The organism is Bacillus sp. FSL R5-0654 (assembly GCF_038008745.1).
In the GTDB taxonomy this organism is placed as follows: domain Bacteria; phylum Bacillota; class Bacilli; order Bacillales; family Bacillaceae; genus Bacillus; species Bacillus safensis.
On sequence record NZ_JBBOZV010000001.1, the window covers coordinates 210,741 to 230,582 of the forward strand.

23 protein-coding genes, 1 pseudogene, 1 riboswitch and 1 other annotated feature are annotated in these 19,842 nt (G+C 42.1%); of the genes and pseudogenes, 16 read left to right on the forward strand and 8 right to left on the reverse strand.

Going from position 1 to position 19,842, the window contains the following annotated elements; all coding sequences use genetic code 11:
• Positions 1-73: 73 nt before the first annotated feature.
• Positions 74-565 (reverse strand): annotated as a pseudogene (locus tag NSS76_RS01200) (thioredoxin domain-containing protein); the annotation flags it as partial.
• 139 nt (positions 566-704) lie between these two features.
• Entirely contained in the window at positions 705-1,937 is a 1,233-nt protein-coding gene (gene fabF / locus NSS76_RS01205) for a beta-ketoacyl-ACP synthase II (RefSeq protein ID WP_151863190.1), read from the reverse strand.
• 103 nt (positions 1,938-2,040) lie between these two features.
• Here fabF and NSS76_RS01210 point away from each other — a divergent pair, with 103 nt between their 5' ends.
• On the forward strand, positions 2,041-2,877 hold the full coding sequence (locus NSS76_RS01210) for a helix-turn-helix transcriptional regulator (RefSeq protein WP_151863103.1): 837 nt from the start codon (positions 2,041-2,043) through the stop codon (positions 2,875-2,877).
• A gap of 131 nt (positions 2,878-3,008) precedes the next feature.
• On the opposite strand, the gene NSS76_RS01215 is transcribed toward NSS76_RS01210, so the two are convergent.
• Both NSS76_RS01215 and NSS76_RS01220 read right to left on the reverse strand, forming a co-directional pair.
• Positions 3,009-3,617 carry a transglutaminase-like domain-containing protein gene (locus NSS76_RS01215; protein ID WP_025092498.1) on the reverse strand — a complete coding sequence of 203 codons (609 nt, stop codon included), beginning with the start codon at positions 3,615-3,617 and terminating at the stop codon, positions 3,009-3,011.
• A 40-nt stretch (positions 3,618-3,657) separates the two neighbouring features.
• Positions 3,658-4,164 (reverse strand): hypothetical protein, encoded by a 507-nt coding sequence (locus tag NSS76_RS01220; RefSeq protein WP_171463898.1) that lies wholly within the window; start codon positions 4,162-4,164, stop codon positions 3,658-3,660.
• 183 nt (positions 4,165-4,347) lie between these two features.
• Between NSS76_RS01220 and NSS76_RS01225 the strand changes: the two genes are divergently transcribed.
• From NSS76_RS01225 to NSS76_RS01255, 7 genes are all read left to right on the forward strand, one after another.
• Positions 4,348-4,608 (forward strand): metal-sensitive transcriptional regulator, encoded by a 261-nt coding sequence (locus tag NSS76_RS01225; RefSeq protein WP_003217059.1) that lies wholly within the window; start codon positions 4,348-4,350, stop codon positions 4,606-4,608.
• Between the two features lie 122 nt (positions 4,609-4,730).
• Complete coding sequence (locus tag NSS76_RS01230; RefSeq protein WP_172880070.1) at positions 4,731-5,213, forward strand: DsrE/DsrF/DrsH-like family protein; 483 nt, start codon at positions 4,731-4,733, stop codon at positions 5,211-5,213.
• 12 nt (positions 5,214-5,225) lie between these two features.
• Complete coding sequence (locus tag NSS76_RS01235; protein WP_044333432.1) at positions 5,226-5,579, forward strand: rhodanese-like domain-containing protein; 354 nt, start codon at positions 5,226-5,228, stop codon at positions 5,577-5,579.
• Positions 5,580-5,626: 47 nt separating this feature from the next.
• A complete protein-coding gene (locus tag NSS76_RS01240) occupies positions 5,627-6,181 on the forward strand; it encodes a sulfurtransferase TusA family protein (protein ID WP_044333434.1) in 555 nt (184 codons plus the stop codon).
• Between the two features lie 14 nt (positions 6,182-6,195).
• The gene (locus tag NSS76_RS01245) at positions 6,196-7,323 is read left to right on the forward strand and encodes an MBL fold metallo-hydrolase (protein WP_341080122.1); all 1,128 of its coding nucleotides are present in this window, start codon (positions 6,196-6,198) and stop codon (positions 7,321-7,323) included.
• Between the two features lie 33 nt (positions 7,324-7,356).
• The gene (locus NSS76_RS01250) at positions 7,357-7,587 is read left to right on the forward strand and encodes a sulfurtransferase TusA family protein (RefSeq protein WP_041106141.1); all 231 of its coding nucleotides are present in this window, start codon (positions 7,357-7,359) and stop codon (positions 7,585-7,587) included.
• 58 nt (positions 7,588-7,645) lie between these two features.
• On the forward strand, positions 7,646-8,422 hold the full coding sequence (locus NSS76_RS01255) for a sulfite exporter TauE/SafE family protein (protein WP_133744691.1): 777 nt from the start codon (positions 7,646-7,648) through the stop codon (positions 8,420-8,422).
• A gap of 34 nt (positions 8,423-8,456) precedes the next feature.
• Here NSS76_RS01255 and NSS76_RS01260 read toward each other — a convergent pair whose 3' ends face one another.
• Positions 8,457-8,633 carry a hypothetical protein gene (locus NSS76_RS01260; protein WP_162860209.1) on the reverse strand — a complete coding sequence of 59 codons (177 nt, stop codon included), beginning with the start codon at positions 8,631-8,633 and terminating at the stop codon, positions 8,457-8,459.
• A 144-nt stretch (positions 8,634-8,777) separates the two neighbouring features.
• A complete protein-coding gene (proS, locus tag NSS76_RS01265; protein ID WP_341080132.1) occupies positions 8,778-10,211 on the reverse strand; it encodes a proline--tRNA ligase in 1,434 nt (477 codons plus the stop codon).
• A gap of 42 nt (positions 10,212-10,253) precedes the next feature.
• Positions 10,254-10,449 (reverse strand) — a binding site (T-box leader).
• Between the two features lie 149 nt (positions 10,450-10,598).
• A riboswitch (purine riboswitch) is annotated at positions 10,599-10,698 on the forward strand.
• 77 nt (positions 10,699-10,775) lie between these two features.
• Between proS and NSS76_RS01270 the strand changes: the two genes are divergently transcribed.
• Positions 10,776-11,948, forward strand: coding sequence for an MFS transporter (locus tag NSS76_RS01270; RefSeq protein ID WP_151040764.1), 1,173 nt, complete (start codon positions 10,776-10,778; stop codon positions 11,946-11,948).
• Between the two features lie 53 nt (positions 11,949-12,001).
• Here NSS76_RS01270 and NSS76_RS01275 read toward each other — a convergent pair whose 3' ends face one another.
• Entirely contained in the window at positions 12,002-12,769 is a 768-nt protein-coding gene (locus tag NSS76_RS01275) for a GNAT family N-acetyltransferase (protein ID WP_341080135.1), read from the reverse strand.
• 201 nt (positions 12,770-12,970) lie between these two features.
• On the opposite strand from NSS76_RS01275, the gene NSS76_RS01280 reads away from it, so the two are divergent.
• From NSS76_RS01280 to NSS76_RS01300, 5 genes are all read left to right on the forward strand, one after another.
• Complete coding sequence (locus NSS76_RS01280; protein ID WP_041106150.1) at positions 12,971-13,429, forward strand: MarR family transcriptional regulator; 459 nt, start codon at positions 12,971-12,973, stop codon at positions 13,427-13,429.
• A gap of 109 nt (positions 13,430-13,538) precedes the next feature.
• Positions 13,539-13,769 carry a hypothetical protein gene (locus NSS76_RS01285; protein WP_213404963.1) on the forward strand — a complete coding sequence of 77 codons (231 nt, stop codon included), beginning with the start codon at positions 13,539-13,541 and terminating at the stop codon, positions 13,767-13,769.
• Positions 13,766-14,227 (forward strand): DUF523 domain-containing protein, encoded by a 462-nt coding sequence (locus tag NSS76_RS01290; protein ID WP_213404964.1) that lies wholly within the window; start codon positions 13,766-13,768, stop codon positions 14,225-14,227. Before NSS76_RS01285 ends, NSS76_RS01290 begins: the two co-directional genes overlap by 4 nt.
• 29 nt (positions 14,228-14,256) lie before the next feature.
• Positions 14,257-14,673, forward strand: coding sequence for a DUF5301 domain-containing protein (locus NSS76_RS01295; RefSeq protein ID WP_103132638.1), 417 nt, complete (start codon positions 14,257-14,259; stop codon positions 14,671-14,673).
• Between the two features lie 81 nt (positions 14,674-14,754).
• A complete protein-coding gene (locus NSS76_RS01300) occupies positions 14,755-15,582 on the forward strand; it encodes an aldo/keto reductase (protein ID WP_024424414.1) in 828 nt (275 codons plus the stop codon).
• 35 nt (positions 15,583-15,617) lie between these two features.
• Here NSS76_RS01300 and NSS76_RS01305 read toward each other — a convergent pair whose 3' ends face one another.
• Positions 15,618-16,715 (reverse strand): iron-containing alcohol dehydrogenase family protein, encoded by a 1,098-nt coding sequence (locus NSS76_RS01305; RefSeq protein WP_080708034.1) that lies wholly within the window; start codon positions 16,713-16,715, stop codon positions 15,618-15,620.
• A gap of 191 nt (positions 16,716-16,906) precedes the next feature.
• Here NSS76_RS01305 and trhO point away from each other — a divergent pair, with 191 nt between their 5' ends.
• A complete protein-coding gene (gene trhO / locus NSS76_RS01310; protein WP_024424412.1) occupies positions 16,907-17,875 on the forward strand; it encodes an oxygen-dependent tRNA uridine(34) hydroxylase TrhO in 969 nt (322 codons plus the stop codon).
• 342 nt (positions 17,876-18,217) lie between these two features.
• Positions 18,218-19,837 (forward strand): APC family permease, encoded by a 1,620-nt coding sequence (locus NSS76_RS01315; RefSeq protein WP_024424411.1) that lies wholly within the window; start codon positions 18,218-18,220, stop codon positions 19,835-19,837.
• Positions 19,838-19,842: the final 5 nt, after the last annotated feature.

Here is a 19,842-nt window from a genome sequence, read left to right on the forward strand (position 1 = left end):
AGGCTTTGTGAACTGCCTCTTGAGACAGTGTGTTTTCTGTCTGCCCAGCTGCTTTAATCCGCAAGTTATTTGTCGCTTTCTCAGCCAATGATTCAATATGATCCCGGTCATTATGGTACGCATCCAGCAGTTGTGTCAGTGCCTCGATGAAGCCAGGACGCCCGTATGCACTTCTCTTTGGGAAATATGTCCCCGCATAAAAAGGCTTTTGATCCGGCGTGACAAACACGTTGAGCGGCCAGCCGCCTTGCCCCGTCATCATCTGACAAACAGACATATACATCGAGTCGATGTCTGGACGCTCTTCACGATCGACTTTGATTGAAATGAAATGCTCATTTAAGATGTCAGCGACTTGTTGATCTTCGAAGCTTTCGTGAGCCATGACGTGGCACCAGTGGCAAGTGGCGTAACCGATGCTGACAAGCACTGGTTTATTTTCACGCTTGGCTTTGTCAAATGCTTCTTGCCCCCACGGGTACCAGTGAACTGGGTTGTGGGCGTGCTGAAGGAGGTATGGTGATTTTTCATTGATGAGTGGGTTGGGTGTTTCGTTGTTTGACATGGGTCACCTGCTTTCTAAATGTTTTTAGTATTCTCTTTTCTCCATTTAATATATCAGATTGCTGAGGCTCGTCATCATTTGTCTGTGAGGTGTTCCCAAAATGAAAAAAATCAAGGGCTATAAACCCTTGATAGCTACATCAATCGTAATGCTTTAACAAGATGGCTGAATTATGTCCTCCAAAACCAAAAGAATTGGATAGCCCGTATTTCAAAGGAAGCTGTCTCGCTTCTAATACAACATCTAAGCTGCAATCTGGATCTTGCTTCTCTACATTAATAGTTGGCGGAATCATTCCTCGTCTCAAACTTTCTACTAAAGCAATTGCTTCTACTCCGCCGGCAGCACCAAACATATGCCCTGTCATTGATTTGTTTGCCGTTGTTGGAATTTCACCTGAACGATCACCAAATAATTTCTTAATAGCTAGAACTTCTGAACGATCACCTACTTGTGTACTTGTTGCATGAGCACTAATAACATCGATGTCATCTGTTGATATGTTTGCACTTCTCAATGCTTTTTTCATGGCTAAGTAGGCACCTTTACCTTCTGGGTGGGATGCTACCATATGATGAGCGTCTGAACTAGCTCCGTACCCCACTACTTCACATAGTATCGGCGCATCTCTAAGAATCGCGTTTTCTAATGATTCTAATACTAAGATACCTGCGCCTTCACTCATCACAAAGCCATCTCTATCTGTATCGAATGGACGGCTGGCCCGGCTTGGGTCTTGGTTTCTAGTAGATAGTGCGTGTGCGTTTCCAAAACTGGCCAAAGATATCTGTGAAACAGCAGCTTCTGCTCCACCGGCAAATATAATATCTGCATCATCATTTCGGATCGCATTGAAAGCTTCGCCAATAGAGGTGTTCCCAATAGAACAAGCTGTGACTGGTGACAATGATGGCCCTTGTGCCCCTAATTTTATGCTGATTTGGGCCGCTGCTGCATTTGAAATCATCATGGGTACAAGGCTGGGGCTTACTCTTGAGGGACCTCGTTTATCTAATACATTGACATGATCAACAAGCGATTGGATGCCCCCGATTCCTGAACCAACATATACGCCTAAACGTTCAAGATCAACTTGATCTAACTGTAATTGTGAATTTTCTAATGCTTGTTCGGCTGCTGCTAAGGCAAACTGACTAAAACGATCTAGTCGTTTTGCTTCTTTTCTTCCCAATATTTCATCTGCATCGAAATCACGAACGATTCCAGCTATTTTTGTTTTATAATCAGTTGTATCAAAAGAATCAATGAGAGATATTCCCGATTGTCCTTCGATTAGTTGATTCCAAAAGCTATTTACATCATTTCCAAGTGGAGAAATAATTCCCATTCCAGTAATGACAACTCTTTTCATGATCATTCCCTCCTTGTTTTTATTAACTTTAGCCATTGTGTTATCCTATTACAAGTTGTTGTTTATCCTAGTATAATTAATACTCTTTTAAAGGGAGATCTAAATGAAACCTGAAACTAGACTTCAAGCATTATCAGAATTTCTAAAAAACCAACGTTCGAAAATTACGCCCCAAATGGTTGGTTTACCTGTAGGAACCCGCAGAAGAACACCAGGACTAAGAAGAGAAGAAGTGGCTCAACTAGCCGGTGTGAGTCTTACCTGGTATACATGGTTAGAGCAAGGAAGAGATATAAAAGTATCAACTTCGGTATTAGATGCGATTTCTCGAGCATTACAATTAAATAACGATGAAAGGAGATATTTGTACGCTTTAGCGTTAGAGGAAGGAGTGAAACAATCCTTTATCATTGAGAATGAGAAGGAAATCAGTCCGGCTTTAGTGAAAATTTTGCAGGAACTTCGTTATTGCCCGACGATTGTATCTGATAGAAGAAGTCAGATTGTTGGCTGGAATCAAGCAGCAGCGAATGTCTTTTTGGACTTTGAACAAATCAATCCGGCAGAAAGGAATATCATACGCTTACTATTCGCAAGAAAGGAATTTAAAAGTTTAGCGGTGAATTGGGAGCATTTTGTTAGAGGATATATCGCCATATTTAGAACGTATTATGGACAGTATGTGGCAGATGACTGGTATGAGCAATTTATAGAAGAAATGGAGCAGGCATATCCTGAGTTTCGTAAAATTTGGAATGAAAATGAGATCAGTTATGCGCCTGAAGTATTAATTGAATTTCGTCATGCTAAGGCAGGTAAAATGTTGTTTAATCTCACTTCATTACAAGTGTATGGGGATACTGATCTAAGATGCAGCGTCTATACTCCAGTTGAGGATACTGAAACGGAGCTTAAGTTAAAACGTTTGATTGAAGGCTAGTTATCGTTTGGATGAAGTTATTGAGTGCATTTAATATAAAATAGATCCTATGCCGTCAGCGACAAGGGGCATAACCGATGCTAACGGTTTATTTTCACGTTTGGCTTTGTCGAAGGTTCTAGGCCCCAAGCCTATATCTTTTCTGGTAAATGGTGTTGATACATCTCAATAGCATCTGTATGTTCTTTTAAAATACTCATTGTTTTTGGATGGGGTCTTACATATATCAAAGGATAGTCGACTTCATCTAATTCTTGTTGGGTATGAAAAGCTAATCTTTCATGATCAAGTGAGAATTGAGCATCAATTCCTGTTTTGTTGCCGCGAGAGTCTAATCGAATCCATTTATTAAGTGATTGCAGAAATACTGCATTTAATGCGTGAATACAATATCCTTTATCTGGCGTATCGAACAACATTAATCGCTGGTAACAGAAACCTGTGGGTATTCCTTGTGAGCGCAATAGAGCAGCTAATAGGTTCGATTTTGCGTAGCAAATTCCCTCTTTATAAGTTAATACCTCTGATGCATGACAAGTCACTCGTTTTGATTGGATATCCCATGTATGGGGAATTTCATCTCTAACAAACTCATAGGCTGCTTTTGCTTTTTCTATTTCTGTCTGCAATGGATTGAAAAGTTCATTTGATTTTGCTCGAATAAGAGGATGAGAATAATCAACTTCAGCTAGTTCACATAAATAATCATCAAAATTTTTAGATTCACATGTCAAGTTCATGATAATGTCCCCTCTTCTCTATACTTTTACCGCAGGAGGTCTATTTCTTCACCAACACATATTGTAAGTTTTCTAATTCAAACATAACAATCAGTTCATCGATCTCTTTAAAATCGATATGTTTTCCAAACCGTTTTTTGCTTAGGTCAATTTCTACATCCAATTGATCGTCCTTTTCTTTCGTTTCGAGTCCATCTACACAAGAATAGATTTCGATGGTTTCTCCTTTTGACAGCTCTTTTTCAATGAATTTAAAAAGTGCACGAAGAGAATGAATGATGTCTAATTCATAAACAAAAGGATGCGTGAATTTGTTTCTTACCGCTTCATAGACGGGATCTAGATAATCAATGTGAATGCCTTCGAAATCCTCTTCTATTTCAAATACTTTTATCAAAAGTTCTTCTTTTTGATAGGTTTTTGGCTTTTTTTGTTTTTTATCAAACATGTTGATATTGAGTTCAGAGAATGGTTTATAGGTAGGATTTTGACCAATGGTACCAAGCGGCAGTTCTTTGTTTGATCCAATATAATGATGTAAAGTCATGGGCTGTCCTCTTTTCTTCAATGATTTCACGTTCGTTGATTATTTTCTTTTTATCAATAAATGGTGGAATGTGCAATTCTTTTCATATAAGTTCTCTACAAAAGAGAAGGGCAAGTCGTTTGACTAAATACCTCTTAGGGTATACTATCTGTTCATAGAAACAATAGAAAGGGGTACTTGTGCATGGAATATAATCAACAGATGAAGAACCGTCTTCGCCGGATTGAGGGGCAGATTAAAGGGGTTCTTGCGATGATGGAGCAGGGAAAGGATTGCCGCGAGGTGGTGACGCAGCTGTCTGCATCACGCAATGCCATTGATCGTGCAATGGGTGTGATTGTAAGTACAAATCTTGAACAATGTGTCCGTGAAAGTCTTGAACAAGGCAAGGATACGGAAGGTCTTGTGAAAGAAGCGGTTGAGCTATTGGTGAAAAGCCGGTAAGAAATTCATCAGCCTTTGAAGGTTGACGGATTTTTTTACTTGTTATAATATACCCTTACCGGTATGTGTATATATTTTTTGGTTTTATATACCCCCATGGGTAATTGTGAAGGAGGAGCAGGATGGCAGAACAGAAAAAATGCACGACGATTGTGCTATTTAGTGGAGATTATGATAAAGCAATGGCGGCTTACATTATTGCCAATGGTGCAGCGGCCTATGATCATGAGGTGACGATTTTTCATACCTTTTGGGGGCTGAATGCCTTGCGCAAGGATGAAATGGTGCCAATGAAAAAAGGTTTTTTAGAAAAAATGTTTGGCAAGATGATGCCGCGCGGGGCTGATCGAATGGGCATTTCAAAGATGAATTTTGCTGGAATGGGTCCAAAAATGATTAAGCACGTGATCAAAAAGCACAATGCCATGACCTTGCCGCAGCTCATTGATATGGCGAAGGAACAGGAGATTAATCTCGTAGCATGTACAATGACGATGGATCTTTTAGGGCTGCAGGAGAAAGAATTATTAGATGATATTCAATATGCTGGTGTCGCCGCTTATTTAGCAGAGGCTGAAATTGGGAATGTGAATTTATTTATTTAGTGAGGTGATGAAATGATTCAAACGATTTTGTTCATCCTGGTGATTGGCTTACTTGTGAGCCGTTTCCTGCCGGTTCGAGGTGTGAACCAAATAAATGCAGCCGATATGAAGAAAAGGCTGAAAAACAAAGGTCAACAACTCATTGACGTACGATCACCAGTAGAATTTCAAACAAACCATATTAAAGGATTTCGAAATATTCCTTTACCTCAGTTAAAAGAACGAGCTTCTCAGCTTGAGAAGAATGAAGAAATCTACGTGATATGCCAAAGCGGAATGAGAAGTATGCAGGCAGCGAAAATATTGAAGAAGCAAGGATTTACTCATATTACAAACATCAAGGGTGGTATGAATGCTTGGCATTAAGCACGCATAAAAATATACCCCCACCCCTATATAAAGGAGGATATCACATGCAGCAACCAACAGTCATTTTAGATGCAAAAGGATTGGCATGCCCGATGCCGATTGTGAAAACAAAAAAACAAATGAATGAGCTTTTGCCAGGAGATGTACTTGAAGTGCAAGCTACCGATAAAGGATCAGCAGCGGATTTAGCGGCTTGGTCAAAAAGTGCCGGCCATGAGTTTTTAGGAACAAAAGTAGAAGGACAGGTGCTTCATCATTTGATTCGTAAGGGCGGAGCGCAAGAGGAAGAGCCCATGATTTCGGAAATATCTTTGAATGCCTTTCAACAGAAGGTAAAAGAAGATCAATCTCTGTTTATTTTGGATGTACGAGAGCTGGATGAATACGAAGCGGGGCATATCCCAGGAGCTGTTCATATCCCGCTTGGTGAGGTGGAAGGTCGTGCTGAGGAGTTAACAAGAGAATCGGACATTTATCTCATCTGTCATTCAGGCAGAAGAAGTGAAATAGCTGCGCAAAAGCTAAAAGAGAAAGGATTTCAACAATTAATCAATGTGGTGCCAGGCATGAATAGCTGGACAGGTGCCATTGAAAAATAGGAGCTGAATAAAACATGACGGTAAAAGCCATGACTGCAGAGCAGTTAACAAAAAAGATCGTGGGCAAAGAGCCGCTCTTTTTGCTAGATGTGCGAAATCAAGCAGATGTGCAGGACTGGAAGATTGAAGGGGAAGCCATCGTTGATTTGAATGTGCCTTATTTTGATCTGCTTGACGGAGTAGAGGGCCTTGTACAGCACATTCCTAGTGACCGTGAAGTTTTGGTGGTTTGTGCCAAGGAAGGTTCCTCTATCCTGGTGGCGGAGATGCTGTCAGAGGCTGGCGTGCCTGTTCATTATTTGCAGGGCGGGATGAAAGCATGGAGTGAGCATCTAGAGCCAGTGAAAATAGGTGATTTAAGCGGCGGCGGAGAGCTGTATCAATTTGTACGGATGGGCAAGGGGTGTCTGTCCTATATGATCATGTCCAATGGAGAAGCCGCGGTTGTGGATGCAGCTCGAATGACGGAGGTCTATATCGATTTTGCGAAAAAGCATGATGTCTCTGTGACGCATGTGTTGGATACTCACCTTCATGCGGATCATATTTCTGGTGGGAAAAAACTGGCTGAACAAACGGGTGCCACCTACTGGCTGCCGCCAAAAGATGCAGAAGAGGTAACCTTTGAATATGAACGTCTTGAAGAAGGACAGCAGATAACGATTGGAACAGCTTCTATTGATATTCAACCCATTTATTCCCCGGGACATACGATCGGCTCAACATCTTTTATCGTAGACAATCAATATCTTCTTTCAGGTGATATTTTGTTTATTGATTCAATTGGAAGACCTGATCTTGCTGGAATGGCGGAGGACTGGGTAGATGATTTGAGAGAGACGCTTTATGAACGGTATATGGCGTTTTCAAAGGAATACATCGTTCTGCCTGCGCACTTCATGACCATAGAAGAAATGAATGAAGACGGCAGTGTTTGGAAGGAGCTCGGCTCACTTTTAAAAGAAAATCATGGGCTTCATATTGAAGATCAACATGTGTTTAGACAGATGGTGACGGAGGGATTGCCTGCACAGCCGCATGCCTTTCAAGAGATTCGTAAAACCAATATGGGGAAGCTGAACCCAGATGTGGAAGAGCAGCGTGAAATGGAAATGGGTCCAAACCGTTGTGCGATTCGGTAATGTCCAATAAAATAAGAGACGAGGAACAATCAAATGACATCAGATCAAATTTTAGACGTAACAGGGCTCGCATGCCCAATGCCGATTATTCGAACGAAGAAAAAAATGAACGACTTGGCGGAAGGTCAAGTTTTAGAAATACATGCAACAGATAAAGGGGCTAAAGCTGACTTAGCCGCATGGGCGAAGTCAAGCGGACATGAATTGATCACGCAGACAGAAGAAGGTCACGTGTTGAAGTTCTGGATGAGAAAAGGGTCCTAAAGGATGTAGGGGTATCTGCTGAAGATCCCCTTTTCCTTTTGCAAAGGAGGAGACCAGCGTGGATTTTGCATTTTTGATTACACTTTTTATCATCGGATGTATTGGTTCCTTCTTATCAGGAATGGTGGGGATCGGCGGATCGGTGATCAACTATCCCATGCTGCTTTATATCCCGCCTCTTTTCGGTGTGATGGCACTATCAGCACATGAGGTATCAGGGATTGGTGCCATTCAAGTGCTTTTTTCGACACTGGGTGGTGTACTTGCTTATCGGAAAAGCGGATTTTTACATCGCTCGCTGATTTTATATATGGGAAGCAGTATATTGGCGGGCAGCTTATTAGGCAGTTATGTATCACATTTTATGCCGGAGAAAGGGATGAATCTCGTCTATGGATTACTCGCCATTGTGGCGGTTATTCTCATGCTGATTCCGAAAAAAGGACAGCGTCCAGACGCAGAGGGAGAAGTCACTTTTCATAAAGGGCTGGCATCAGGTATTGCCTTTGTGATTGGCAGTGTTTCCGGGGTATTAGGTGCAGGCGGCGCATTTATTTTAGTGCCTGTGATGCTGTCTATTTTAAAAATTCCTGTACGGATGACGATTGCGTCGTCACTTGCGATTACGTTTCTTTCTGCGATAGGCGCATCGACTGGAAAGGTATTGACGGGTCAGGTCATGCTTCTTCCTGCTGTTGTGCTGATGGCGGCAAGTTTGATGGCAGCTCCGATTGGTGCGAAGGTCGGTCAGAAAATCAACGCCGTCTACTTGCAATGGGCACTTGCTGTGATGATTACGGCGACAGCGGTCAAAATTTGGCTGGATATTTTATAAAGAAAAGACCAACAAAGCAAGCATGTTGGTCTTTTTATTGGACGTCATCGTGCTCGATATACGTTTCTAGTGCTGGGTGGTACTCTTTTTGATAATGAAGGTTGGGACATGTTTTCACGACTTTGCCTTGCAGGGCATTGGACTTTGAGACTTCTAATGCTGATTTACATTTAGGACAGCGTTCGGCAAAGAATGAGGGCCAGCGTTTCATGTATCACCACTCCAGTTAAAGTCTTAAAAACCGATTATATTAATATGAATTATAGGGGATCATGCAGGTGAGGTCAATGGGTGTTTGGGTCTTTTTAACAAAAAAAGAAGCATCGTGAGAGATGCTTCTTTATCGTTCATATTCTTAATAGGCTTTCGCCCAGAACACCATATCAGATGCAGGCTTGCCGCAGCAGACACATGTTTCGGAAATGGTTTCCTGTTCAAATGGGATACAGCGTGAGGTCGCGCCTGTTCCTTCTTTAATGTCGTTTTCACAGGCTTCATCACCACACCACATGGCTTTAATCAATCGGTTTTCTTCCGCAAGAATTTGCTCGATGTCTTCGATTGTGTGGGCGTGTGATGTCTTTTCGTGTAATCGTTCTTTCGCTTTTTCGTACATCGTCCGCTGGATGTCTTCAAGCGTTGCTGTGATCGTTTGTTCAAGTGCATCTAATGTGACAGCTTGCTTTTCACCAGTGTCTCGTCTTGCAAGCATCACCTGTCCTTTTTCGATGTCCTTTGGTCCTACTTCTACACGTAGCGGAATACCCTGCATTTCACACTCGTTGAATTTCCAGCCTGGCTGTTTATCGCTTGCATCGATGTCAGCGCGTGCGATGCGGGCGAGGCGATCCTTCAATTCGTAGGCATGATCCAGCACCCCTTCTTTATGAGAAGCAATTGGCACGATACGCACTTGGGTTGGCGCAATATTTGGCGGGAGGACGAGCCCTCTGTCATCGCCATGAACCATGATCATCGCGCCAATGATTCTTGTTGTGAAACCCCAAGAGGTTTGCTGGACATGCTCTAGTTTTCCTTCACGGTTTAAGAATTCGATGCCAAATGCTTTGGCAAATCCGTTCCCGAAGAAATGAGAAGTGGCAGTTTGCAGCGCTTTTCCATCATGCATCAAGCTTTCAACCGTATAGGTGAAGCGAGCGCCGGCGAATTTTTCCTTCTCTGTTTTTCTCCCTTTAATGACAGGAATGGCAAGGAGATCTTCGCAAAGAGAAGCGTAAATGTGAAGCATTCTTTCTGTTTCTTCAATCGCTTCTTGCTCAGTCTCATGGCACGTGTGCCCTTCCTGCCATAGGAATTCAAGGGTTCTGAGGAAGGGACGTGTTGTCTTTTCCCAGCGGACGACATTGGCCCATTGGTTATATAGCTTCGGTAAATCGCGGTAGGAATGAATAATGTTTTTGTAATGCTCAGCGAACAGCACTTCAGAGGTCGGTCTGACGCAGAGCCTTTCTTGTAATTCGGATTCACCGCCATGTGTTACCCACGCCACTTCAGGAGCAAATCCTTCGATATGATCTTTTTCCTGCTGAAGCAGGCTCTCTGGGATAAAGAGCGGCATATAGACATTCTCATGACCCGTTTCTTTAATCTGGCGGTCAAGTTCGTCGCGAATATTCTCCCAGATTTTAAAGCCGTACGGCTGAATGATCATACTGCCTCTCACGCTTGAATAATCGACGAGCCGCGCCTTTGTGACAACATCTGTATACCACTGGGCAAAGTCGTCTTCCATGCTTGTAATTTTCTCAACAAATTGTTTCTTTGACATTGCAGGTTCCTCCTTTTTTAAAACAAAAAAGCTGTACTTTAAGTTAGGGACCATTCCTGGTGGTACCACCCTAATTTAAAGCACAGCTTTACACTCAATCATGATAACGGTATGAACCGCTGTATGAAACAGAACTAAATCGGCAGGTTCACTTGAAGATGTCAGTAGGAACTTCTCAGCACCGTTCCCTCTCTGTTAAAGATCGATTCAAGCTACTATTCCAGATCTACGTTGATCCTCGTTCGTTGATTTTTCATCAGTTTACCTGTAAATGGAGGAGAAAGCAAGCTGTTCTGATTCCTTTTACGGCGCCTTTTGTTTAGGTAACGGAATGGCAGTATTTTTCTATTTTTACAGCTTGCGAGTTATGAAAGGCTATGCTAATATATTTGAAGAAAAAAATAGACTTGTATAACCTCAATAATATGGTTTGAGGGTTTCTACCAGGATCCGATAAATCCTGATTACAAAAGCGCGCTTTCCTTTTTTGTAATCAGGGTTTTTTTGTTTGTCTGCACCCTGTATCAAAAGTGAAAGCGATGATATACAGAAGGGATGTTAGACATGAACTGGAGAGTATATTTATTAGCCGTTTCTACTTTTGCAGTTGGATTAGTTGAGCTTGTGGTCGGGGGCATTCTGCCAAGTCTTGCAGAGGATTTGAATGTGTCTCTTGCAACAGCCGGACAGCTCATTACGGTATTTGCGATTGTGTATGCCATTTCAGCACCCGTGCTGCTGACCGCTACAGCCAAAATCGAACGAAAGCGCCTTTATTTAATCGCGTTATTGGTGTTTACATTAGGGAATGTGTTCACTTATTTTAGTTCGACCTTTGCCCTTGTCATGATATCAAGGGTGTTGATTGCGATGAGTACAGCGCTTGTGGTGGTATTATCTTTGACGATCACTGCCAAATTGGTGGAACCAGCGCATCGTGCAAAGGCTTTAGGGCTGATTTTTATAGGAATTAGTTCTTCACTTGTTCTCGGTGTACCGATCGGTATTTTTATTACAGAAAGCTTTGGCTGGAGAGTGATGTTTTTAGGAATCAGTATTCTTTCTGCCATATCGATGGTGCTGATCTATTTTCTATTAGAAAAAATGCCTGTTGAAAAAGTGACGCCTCTTAGAGAGCAGATTCGTTCTTTAGGGCATCCGAAAATTTTTAGTGCACACTTGATCAGTTTGTTTATGCTTGCAGGCCATTATATGCTTTATTCTTATTTCACTCCATTTCTGATGGAAGTTCTGCATATGACCCCGTTTTGGATTAGTATTTGTTATTTGATCTTCGGACTTGCGTCGATAGGCGGGAATGGATTTGGCGGCTGGCTGAGTGACAAACTGGGTTCAGGGAAAGCCATTTTGCTTGTGACAATCGCGTTTGCGGTTGTTATGTTTACCATTCCTTATACAGCGGGGGTGTTCGTGCTCTTTATGGTCATGGTTGTCCTTTGGGGTGCGCTCAGCTGGGCACTGACGCCTGCTTTGCAGAGTTATTTGATTCAAACAGATCCTGTCACATCGGATATTCAGCAGAGCTTAAATACATCGGCCTTGCAAATCGGCATTTCGATTGGATCAGCGGTTGGCGGAGTCATGTTTACGATGACCGGTTCATCTGTTGATCTGGCTAAATTCGGTGCTGTGTTTGTACTGATTGCCTTTAGCTGTGCGGTGATTTCGCTGAAGAGACCGCCGCTTTATATGGATCGTCAGCATCATGCTGAATAGCTGCCTATCTTTAGGCAGCTTTTTTATGTTCATTTCAAAGGGAAAGTACCTTTCTAGTCAAAAACGACCATTTCGCCGATTGGTTGGAAGCCGGCACGTTGGTAAATATTTTTGCCGTCCGCTGATGCTTGTAAGATGACACATTTTTGTTTATTCTCTGTCTGGGTTAGAAGGTAATGGAACATGTCACTGCCAAGTCCTTTTCCGCGGTGTTCTGCCTTTGTTATGACATCATAAATACCGTAGCTGTCGTTTGTCTCGAATAATAAGCCTGTTGTGACCGGCTTACGGTGTTCGTATCCCACAAACATGCGAGCTTTTGAGTGTAATGCTTCAATCGAAAAACGCTGGAAATAGTCTTCTAAGGCGGCGGCCTCAGTCGATCCTTTGAATAGTTCAATAAAGATATGTTTGTAATCAAAGAGTGTCTGCTCATCAAGAACTTCCTTGATTGTAAGTGATGAGGATGTGACTGGATCAATGTCACCTGTATGCTCAAGCATCATGATGGTATTGCGTTCGACCTCTTGAAGCTGATATTCCTTTAATAAATCAGTCCAATCAGGATGGAGTAAGCGGTGATCGATCCATGTGCTGAAGATGAGTTTCTGTGACCGCATGTGTTCAATGGCCATTTTCACTTTTTTTGGATCTTGGATTTGAGCTGATGTCGGTAAGAGCAAATTGAACGTGTCAGTCGATATATGAGTATTTGATAGAACGAAATCGTCCGATGCAAGGAAGGCTCCGTTCACAGCAGATGAAAACAGATGTATCTTTTCTTCTAACTGGTGAATGGCCATTTGTTGTTCAGGTTTCATTTAGATCACCTTTTCATTATGATAAATTGGATGACATCCCCATGATTATAGCATGTGACAGGATGAGGGGAATCTAGTATAAAAGTGCATATGCAATTTTCAGGTCTGATGTCCTATTATTTTACTCACATCGACATTTCTTTTGACTCCTTTCTTCATTATTAGTACCATTTTATTAACCAGTTAAGAGTGGAGGTTCAGATGGAAACAAAAGAGCAGATTGTATTAAAAGCGATTCAAGATCTGATTATGCATAGGGAAAAGAGACGGAATGATCCAACAGATCCACTGATTACCACGACTGATACACTCAAACAAGAATGGACACTCACACAGCTTCACATTTTATCGATGATTCAAGCCAATCCAAACGAATCAAATAATACATTTCTATCTCAACAACTAAAACTATCAAAGCCAGCTATTACAAAGGCTGTGAAAAAACTAATTGAAAAAGGCATGGTGGATTATTGCCACCGGCAAGGTGATAAGAAATCTGTCTATTATTCTTTGACAGAGGAAGGCAAGCAATTGGCGGCGCTGCATGATGAGTTACATGAAAATGCAGTCACGTCCTATTTAGAATTTCTTCAGCAGTTTCATGAAGATGAATTACAAGTGATTGAGCGTTTCTTAAAAGCTTGGAAAGAAAAGATATAGATAAAAAACCGAAACCATCGTACAAAAGGAGATGATTTCGGTTTTTTTTATGGTAAAATTAACATATATTGACGTTATTCATGACCATGATGAAAGGGAGGGAGCCTCATTGGAGAAAGAAATGATAGAAAATTATAAAAAATACGCATTCATCATGCCATTCGTGGGATTGTTTGTCAGCGTGCTATTATTTGTTTACTTTTTTGGCATCACAGGAGTTGAAGGATCAATTTGGGCTGCTGCTTTGTATTGTGCTCTGCCCTTTTTGGTGAATACGATATGTTTCTTGCCTGTATGTATTTATTTTAAAGTCAGCAAAAAAAGTGAGGAACATACATGATTGTCGTCAGTGCTTGTCTTGCTGGGTTGAAGGTTCGTTATAATGGCAGCCATCGATTAGATCAGCGAATTGAGGAGCTTGTTCAGGAGGGAAAGGCGGTCACAGTTTGTCCTGAGCTGCTTGGCGGTCTTTCCACGCCAAGACCTCCCGCAGAAATCATTGGCGGAGACGGACATGATGTATTACAGGGCCTCGCCTCCGTGATTGATGTACATGGAAATGATGTCACGGAGATGTATGTAAAAGGCGCGAAGGCCGCGCTGGAACAGGTTCAGTCTCTGAAAGCGACGGCGGTTGTGTTAAAAGAGTACAGCCCTTCCTGCGGCAGCCGGATGATTTATCGCGGAGATTTTAACGGGGGGACAAAAGCTGGGGATGGTGTGACATCCGCCTTGCTTAAACAGCACGGAATTCAGGTTTTCTCTGAGGATGATGATTGGACTTCGTTGTTTTTATAGGTGTGGTGTGAATAGAAGGAGGAGTTAGGTTGAAAAAGTGGATGATTGGTTTAGTCGTCATTATTTTATTAGGAATTGGTATTTATTTTATAATCAATGCAAAAACATACTCTTTTGATGATGTGGCCTCAATTGATCAGAACAAGGTGACTTCGATTCAAATTGAGCATGATAATGAGCGTGTTATGGTTGAAAAGAAAGAGGATATTCAAAAGCTGCTGAAGGAATTTTCAGGTATGAAATTAAAGAAGGTGAATGACTCTAAAAAAGACACAAAAGAGTCTTATTGGATCAGGGTGTTAGAGGATGGCAAAGCGACATACGGATTCATCTTTTACGATCAAGCTTATTTAGAAACATATGATGGTTCTAAAACAAAAAATCGGATCAGCGAATATCAAATCGTTGACGCCAATCAAGTTGATATGGGAAAATATATCAAATAACTCAGTCAGAATGTCATGCATGATCAATCGAAAATTCGGGTATAGTGCTTGGTAAGTAAAAAGGAAGCGGAGGTTTGTTTGATGAGTGGATTAACAGATACAGTCACATTAGCAAACGGAGTAAAAATGCCGAAGCTAGGCTTTGGTGTATGGCAGGTAAAAGATGGGGATGAGGCTGTAAATGCCGTCAAAGACGCTCTTGAAGCGGGCTACCGCAGCATTGATACAGCAGCCGCCTATCAAAATGAAGAAGGGGTAGGCAAAGCCATTCAGCAATCAGGCATCTCTCGCGATGATCTATTCATTACGACAAAGGTCTGGAATAATGATCAAGGCTATGAATCAACACTCGAAGCCTTTGAAACAAGTATGGACAAGCTGGGGCTAGATGTATTAGACCTTTATTTAATTCATTGGCCAGTTGAAGGCAAATATAAAGAAACATGGAAAGCGCTAGAGAAACTATATAAGGATGGACGCGTTCGAGCGATCGGAGTGTGTAATTTCCATCAGCATCATTTAGAGGATTTATTGGAAGAGGCAGAAGTTGTGCCAATGGTGAATCAAATCGAGCTGCATCCGAAGCTGACGCAGGAGCCTTTACGAGACTACTGCAAATCGAAAGGTATTCATGTTGAGGCGTGGTCGCCATTAGGAAGCGGGAAGCTTCTAAACCATCCTGTTCTTCAGGATATCGCGAAAAAACATGACAAGTCAGTAGCGCAAGTGATCCTTCGCTGGGACTTGCAGCATGGCATTATCACCATTCCAAAATCTGTGACAAAGAGCCGAATCATCGAAAACACACAAGTCTTCGATTTCGAGCTGTCCGCACGTGAGATGGGTGTCATTGATCAGCTCAATGAAGATGAGCGAACAGGTCCAGATCCAGATAACTTTGATTTTTAATCGAAAGAAAAGCACATGTGCGATGCCTGTGCTTTTTATTTGCCTTCATGTGTAGACATTTTTTGAGATTGAAAGGTCTCAATGATTTGAATGGCGTCGATAATCTTTTCTTTAGCATAGTCTCCAATCAAACAAAAGGTTTCATCTTTACGTGCAGCATGGTTTGCCACTGTAAATGCCGCCTCGTCCAGCTGAGTTGTAATACCAAGATCGCGCATATTTTTAGGTAATCCGAGTGTTTGGTAGAGTTCAAGTAATTCCTCTACCTCGGACATTCGGTTTTCTGCGGCAAGCTGGACAAGGATGCCATAAGCCACTTTTTGTCCATGTAACACATGATGCGTTTCTTCAATAAATGTCAATCCATTATGAACGGCATGGGCTCCTGCCATTCTTCCATAACGCCCCCCATAGCCTCCGACTGTTCCGGCTAACATAATAATCGTATCTGTCACATCTGCAAATGCTTGTGAAAGCTGACCTGTTTTTAAGCTGTTGACCGCTTCTTCACTATGAGAAAGAAGAATGTCTCGTACATATACCGCCTGCTTTAGTGCAGCATGCACCATGAGCGGCAAGGCATTTTTTGTGTTACGAATAATCGCTTCCGCTTCATACCATTTTGCCAGCGTATCACCAATTCCGCTTTGAAGGTAGGGAAGAGGAGAGGAAAGCAAAAAAGTATGATCAATTACAGTGAGGTAGCTTGATCGTTTATGATAATCGACTCTCATGAAATTGCCCTTATCATCATAAATGACGCTGAGTGGTGTAGAGGCAGCACATGTGCCGGGAATCGTTGGTACCATGATAACTTCGATTTGAAGAGCATCTGCAACTGATTTTGCGGTATCTAAAATCGTACCGCCTCCGATACCGATAATCACATCTGACCCGTTAAGCTCTTCTGCGATCCATGTGACCGCATTGGGTGAACTGTATCCTTTGTGCTGAATGACAGGCCACTCGGGCGGCAGCTTTGTGTATTGTGAAAAAGCTTGGTATGAATCATATCCTGTCACCACAGCAGGTGACTGAAAAGCAGATACAAGGGAATCTAGTTCATGATATATTCCCTTTTGAGAAATAAATTGGTTAGGACCGCTTCTGACAATATCTTCTGGCTGGATCATGATCATTGCTCCTTTACTACATCATATCATTCATAAATCATCTCATTTAACAGAAAGTTCTGTCAAATAAATATGAGAAGAAAGGCCCTTCCGTTTTATGGAATTGAGCCGCCGACATTGCCTTTAGGTATGTATTTCCTGTATGATAAAGAATGGTATGTTTTGATTAAATTTAAGAGGTGTTTATATAGATGGAAAAACAATATCGCGTTTTACTTTACTATCAATATGTCCCCATTGAGGACCCAGAGACGTTTACAGCAGAGCATTTAGCATTCTGTAAGGAGCTTGGTTTGTTAGGCCGTATCCTCGTATCAGCAGAAGGCTTGAACGGAACGGTTTCTGGAACCATTGAGCAAACGGACAAGTACATGCAAGCGTTAAAAGAAGATCCGCGCTTTGCGTCTATGCCGATCAAAATTGACGAAGCAGATGGACATGCGTTTAAGAAAATGCACGTCCGCCACCGGAAGGAACTCGTGAACCTCAGCCTTGAGGATGACGTGAATCCGTTAGAATTAACGGGGAAACATCTTAGCCCGGTCGAATTTTACGAGCAAATGCAATCACCTGATACGGTTGTGATTGACGCCCGTAATGATTACGAGTTTGATGTTGGTCACTTTAGAGGGGCAGTCCGTCCTGATATTGAGACATTCCGTGAATTACCTGAGTGGATTCGTGACAATAAAGAGATTCTTGAAGGGAAAAAAATCCTGACTTATTGCACAGGCGGTGTACGCTGTGAGAAATTCTCAGGCTGGTTAAAGCGTGAAGGCTTTGAAGATGTCTCTCAGCTTGACGGCGGAATTGTCACTTACGGAAAAGACCCAGAAGTGCAAGGGAAGCTATGGGACGGTCAATGCTATGTGTTTGATAATCGCTTAACAGTACCAGTGAATCAAACAGAGCATGTGGTTGTCGGAAAAGATTTCTTCACTGGTGAGCCTTGCGAGCGTTATGTGAACTGTGCGAACCCTGCATGTAACCGTAAGATGATTGCCACTGAAGAGAGTGAGCATAAGTATATGCGCAGCTGCAGTCATGAATGCCGCACAAGCGAACGGAATCTGTATGTGAAACAGCACAATTTATCTGAAGAAGAAGTACAAGAAAGACTAGCTGTCATTGAAAAAGAACAAGCGATATCACAAGGGTAGAGGGAATCCCCTCTATCCTTTTTTTCTATACATGACGGGGGTTAGAAGATAGAGGAAGTCATTTCCTCTATCTTTTTTGTTTTGTTTTTTTCAAAATAAGGGTAAAGGTAGTTATTCAGTCTAATAGATTGAACAGGTGAAAAAGCGCTTTCTTTTGAAATAAGCATGTTCGACTATTTCAGAAAATGAAGAATTGAGAGATAATATAACAGGCGAAAAAATGAACAAAGGTAAAGGTTCATTAGAAGAAATATTTGCCAGTAAAATGAACAGTGAGCTGCTTTGAAAGAAAGACGCTTGCTTGACACATGCTCTGTATTTTAATCGAAAGGTGTTATGAACATGAATCATTTGCATCGTAGGATGGGAACTTTCGCTTTAATGATGGTAGGTCTTGGCTCAATCATTGGTTCAGGATGGCTCTTCGGTGCTTGGCGTGCAGCTCAAATCGCCGGTCCTGCTGCTATTTTATCCTGGTTGATTGGGATGGTTGTGATTTTATTTATCGCTTTGTCTTATAGTGAACTCGGATCGATGTTTCCTGAGGCAGGCGGAATGGTGAAATATACGCAATATTCACACGGATCTTTTATTGGGTTTATTGCAGCTTGGGCGAACTGGATCGCCATTGTCTCCGTGATACCAGTTGAGGCGGTTGCTTCCGTCCAGTACATGAGCTCTTGGCCTTGGGAGTGGGCAAAGTGGACATCCCATTTGGTCACAAAAGGGGTATTGACGACAGAAGGTCTTATGGTTGCCAGTGTGCTTCTTGTGATTTACTTTCTGCTTAATTATTGGACAGTTGGGTTATTTTCAAAAGCAAATACATTCATTACCGTATTTAAAATTGTCATTCCAGGATTAACAATTGGTGCGCTCTTATTCGTAGGTTTTCATAGTGAGAATTTTACTTCTGGAACAAGTATTGCCCCTAACGGCTGGGCGAGTGTGCTGACAGCTGTTGCGACATCTGGGATTGTGTTTGCCTTCAATGGCTTCCAAAGCCCGATTAATATGGCCGGTGAGGCAAAAAATCCAGGCCGGTCGATTCCAATTGCCATTGTCGGATCGATTTTCATTGCAACTGTGATTTATGTCCTTTTACAAGTCGCCTTTATCGGTGCTGTTGATCCATCTATGATTGTGAACGGATGGGGTCATTTGAATTTCAACTCGCCATTTGCGGACCTTGCCATTGCGCTTGGGATTAACTGGCTTGTTCTGATTTTATATGCGGATGCGTTTGTGTCACCTTCTGGTACAGGAATTACGTATACCGCAACGACGTCTCGTATGATTTATGGAATGGAAAAAAACAAATACATGCCAAGTGTGCTTGGCCGTCTGCACCCTATTTACGGCGTGCCTCGTCCAGCAATGTTTTTTAACTTAGCCGTATCGTTTATTTTTCTGTTTTTATTTAGAGGCTGGGGTGTACTTGCTGAAATTATCTCTGTCGCAACACTTATTTCGTATCTGACGGGACCAGTGACAGTCATGACGCTGAGAAAGACAGGGACAGATTTATATCGTCCGCTTCGAATAAAAGGACTCAGCATCATTGCTCCTCTCGGTTTTGTCTTTGCCTCATTGACACTGTATTGGGCAAGATGGCCGTTAACAGGTCAGGTGCTGTTCATTATTCTCATCGGTCTCCCTATCTATTTTTACTATCAAGCAAAAGCGAAGTGGAAAGGCTTCGGCCGCAACTTTAAGGCGGGTGCTTGGATGGTTGTGTACCTGCTTGTCATGATGACGATTTCCTGTCTTGGCAGTGACAAATTTGGCGGTTATAACATCATTCATTATGGCTGGGACATGGCACTGATTACAGTGGTAGCTCTGCTATTTTATATGTGGGCACTCAAAAGTGGATATGAAACAGAGTTTTTAGAGAATGCGAAAAAAATCAATGATGAGCTGCGTGCTTCTCAGAAAGAAGCTGCAGCAACCAAAGAATAAAGAAA

Excerpts from the sequence above, each read along its gene's own strand:
- fabF (WP_151863190.1), bottom strand. The coding sequence starts at position 1,937 with ATGAAAAGAGTTGTCATTACTGGAATGGGAATTATTTCTCCACTTGGA.
- NSS76_RS01210 (WP_151863103.1), top strand. The coding sequence starts at position 2,041 with ATGAAACCTGAAACTAGACTTCAAGCATTATCAGAATTTCTAAAAAAC.
- NSS76_RS01215 (WP_025092498.1), bottom strand. The coding sequence starts at position 3,617 with ATGAACTTGACATGTGAATCTAAAAATTTTGATGATTATTTATGTGAA.
- NSS76_RS01220 (WP_171463898.1), bottom strand. The coding sequence starts at position 4,164 with ATGACTTTACATCATTATATTGGATCAAACAAAGAACTGCCGCTTGGT.
- NSS76_RS01225 (WP_003217059.1), top strand. The coding sequence starts at position 4,348 with ATGGAATATAATCAACAGATGAAGAACCGTCTTCGCCGGATTGAGGGG.
- NSS76_RS01230 (WP_172880070.1), top strand. The coding sequence starts at position 4,731 with ATGGCAGAACAGAAAAAATGCACGACGATTGTGCTATTTAGTGGAGAT.
- NSS76_RS01235 (WP_044333432.1), top strand. The coding sequence starts at position 5,226 with ATGATTCAAACGATTTTGTTCATCCTGGTGATTGGCTTACTTGTGAGC.
- NSS76_RS01240 (WP_044333434.1), top strand. The coding sequence starts at position 5,627 with ATGCAGCAACCAACAGTCATTTTAGATGCAAAAGGATTGGCATGCCCG.
- NSS76_RS01245 (WP_341080122.1), top strand. The coding sequence starts at position 6,196 with ATGACGGTAAAAGCCATGACTGCAGAGCAGTTAACAAAAAAGATCGTG.
- NSS76_RS01250 (WP_041106141.1), top strand. The coding sequence starts at position 7,357 with ATGACATCAGATCAAATTTTAGACGTAACAGGGCTCGCATGCCCAATG.
- NSS76_RS01260 (WP_162860209.1), bottom strand. The coding sequence starts at position 8,633 with ATGAAACGCTGGCCCTCATTCTTTGCCGAACGCTGTCCTAAATGTAAA.
- proS (WP_341080132.1), bottom strand. The coding sequence starts at position 10,211 with ATGTCAAAGAAACAATTTGTTGAGAAAATTACAAGCATGGAAGACGAC.
- NSS76_RS01270 (WP_151040764.1), top strand. The coding sequence starts at position 10,776 with ATGAACTGGAGAGTATATTTATTAGCCGTTTCTACTTTTGCAGTTGGA.
- NSS76_RS01275 (WP_341080135.1), bottom strand. The coding sequence starts at position 12,769 with ATGAAACCTGAACAACAAATGGCCATTCACCAGTTAGAAGAAAAGATA.
- NSS76_RS01280 (WP_041106150.1), top strand. The coding sequence starts at position 12,971 with ATGGAAACAAAAGAGCAGATTGTATTAAAAGCGATTCAAGATCTGATT.
- NSS76_RS01290 (WP_213404964.1), top strand. The coding sequence starts at position 13,766 with ATGATTGTCGTCAGTGCTTGTCTTGCTGGGTTGAAGGTTCGTTATAAT.
- NSS76_RS01300 (WP_024424414.1), top strand. The coding sequence starts at position 14,755 with ATGAGTGGATTAACAGATACAGTCACATTAGCAAACGGAGTAAAAATG.
- NSS76_RS01305 (WP_080708034.1), bottom strand. The coding sequence starts at position 16,715 with ATGATCCAGCCAGAAGATATTGTCAGAAGCGGTCCTAACCAATTTATT.
- trhO (WP_024424412.1), top strand. The coding sequence starts at position 16,907 with ATGGAAAAACAATATCGCGTTTTACTTTACTATCAATATGTCCCCATT.
- NSS76_RS01315 (WP_024424411.1), top strand. The coding sequence starts at position 18,218 with ATGAATCATTTGCATCGTAGGATGGGAACTTTCGCTTTAATGATGGTA.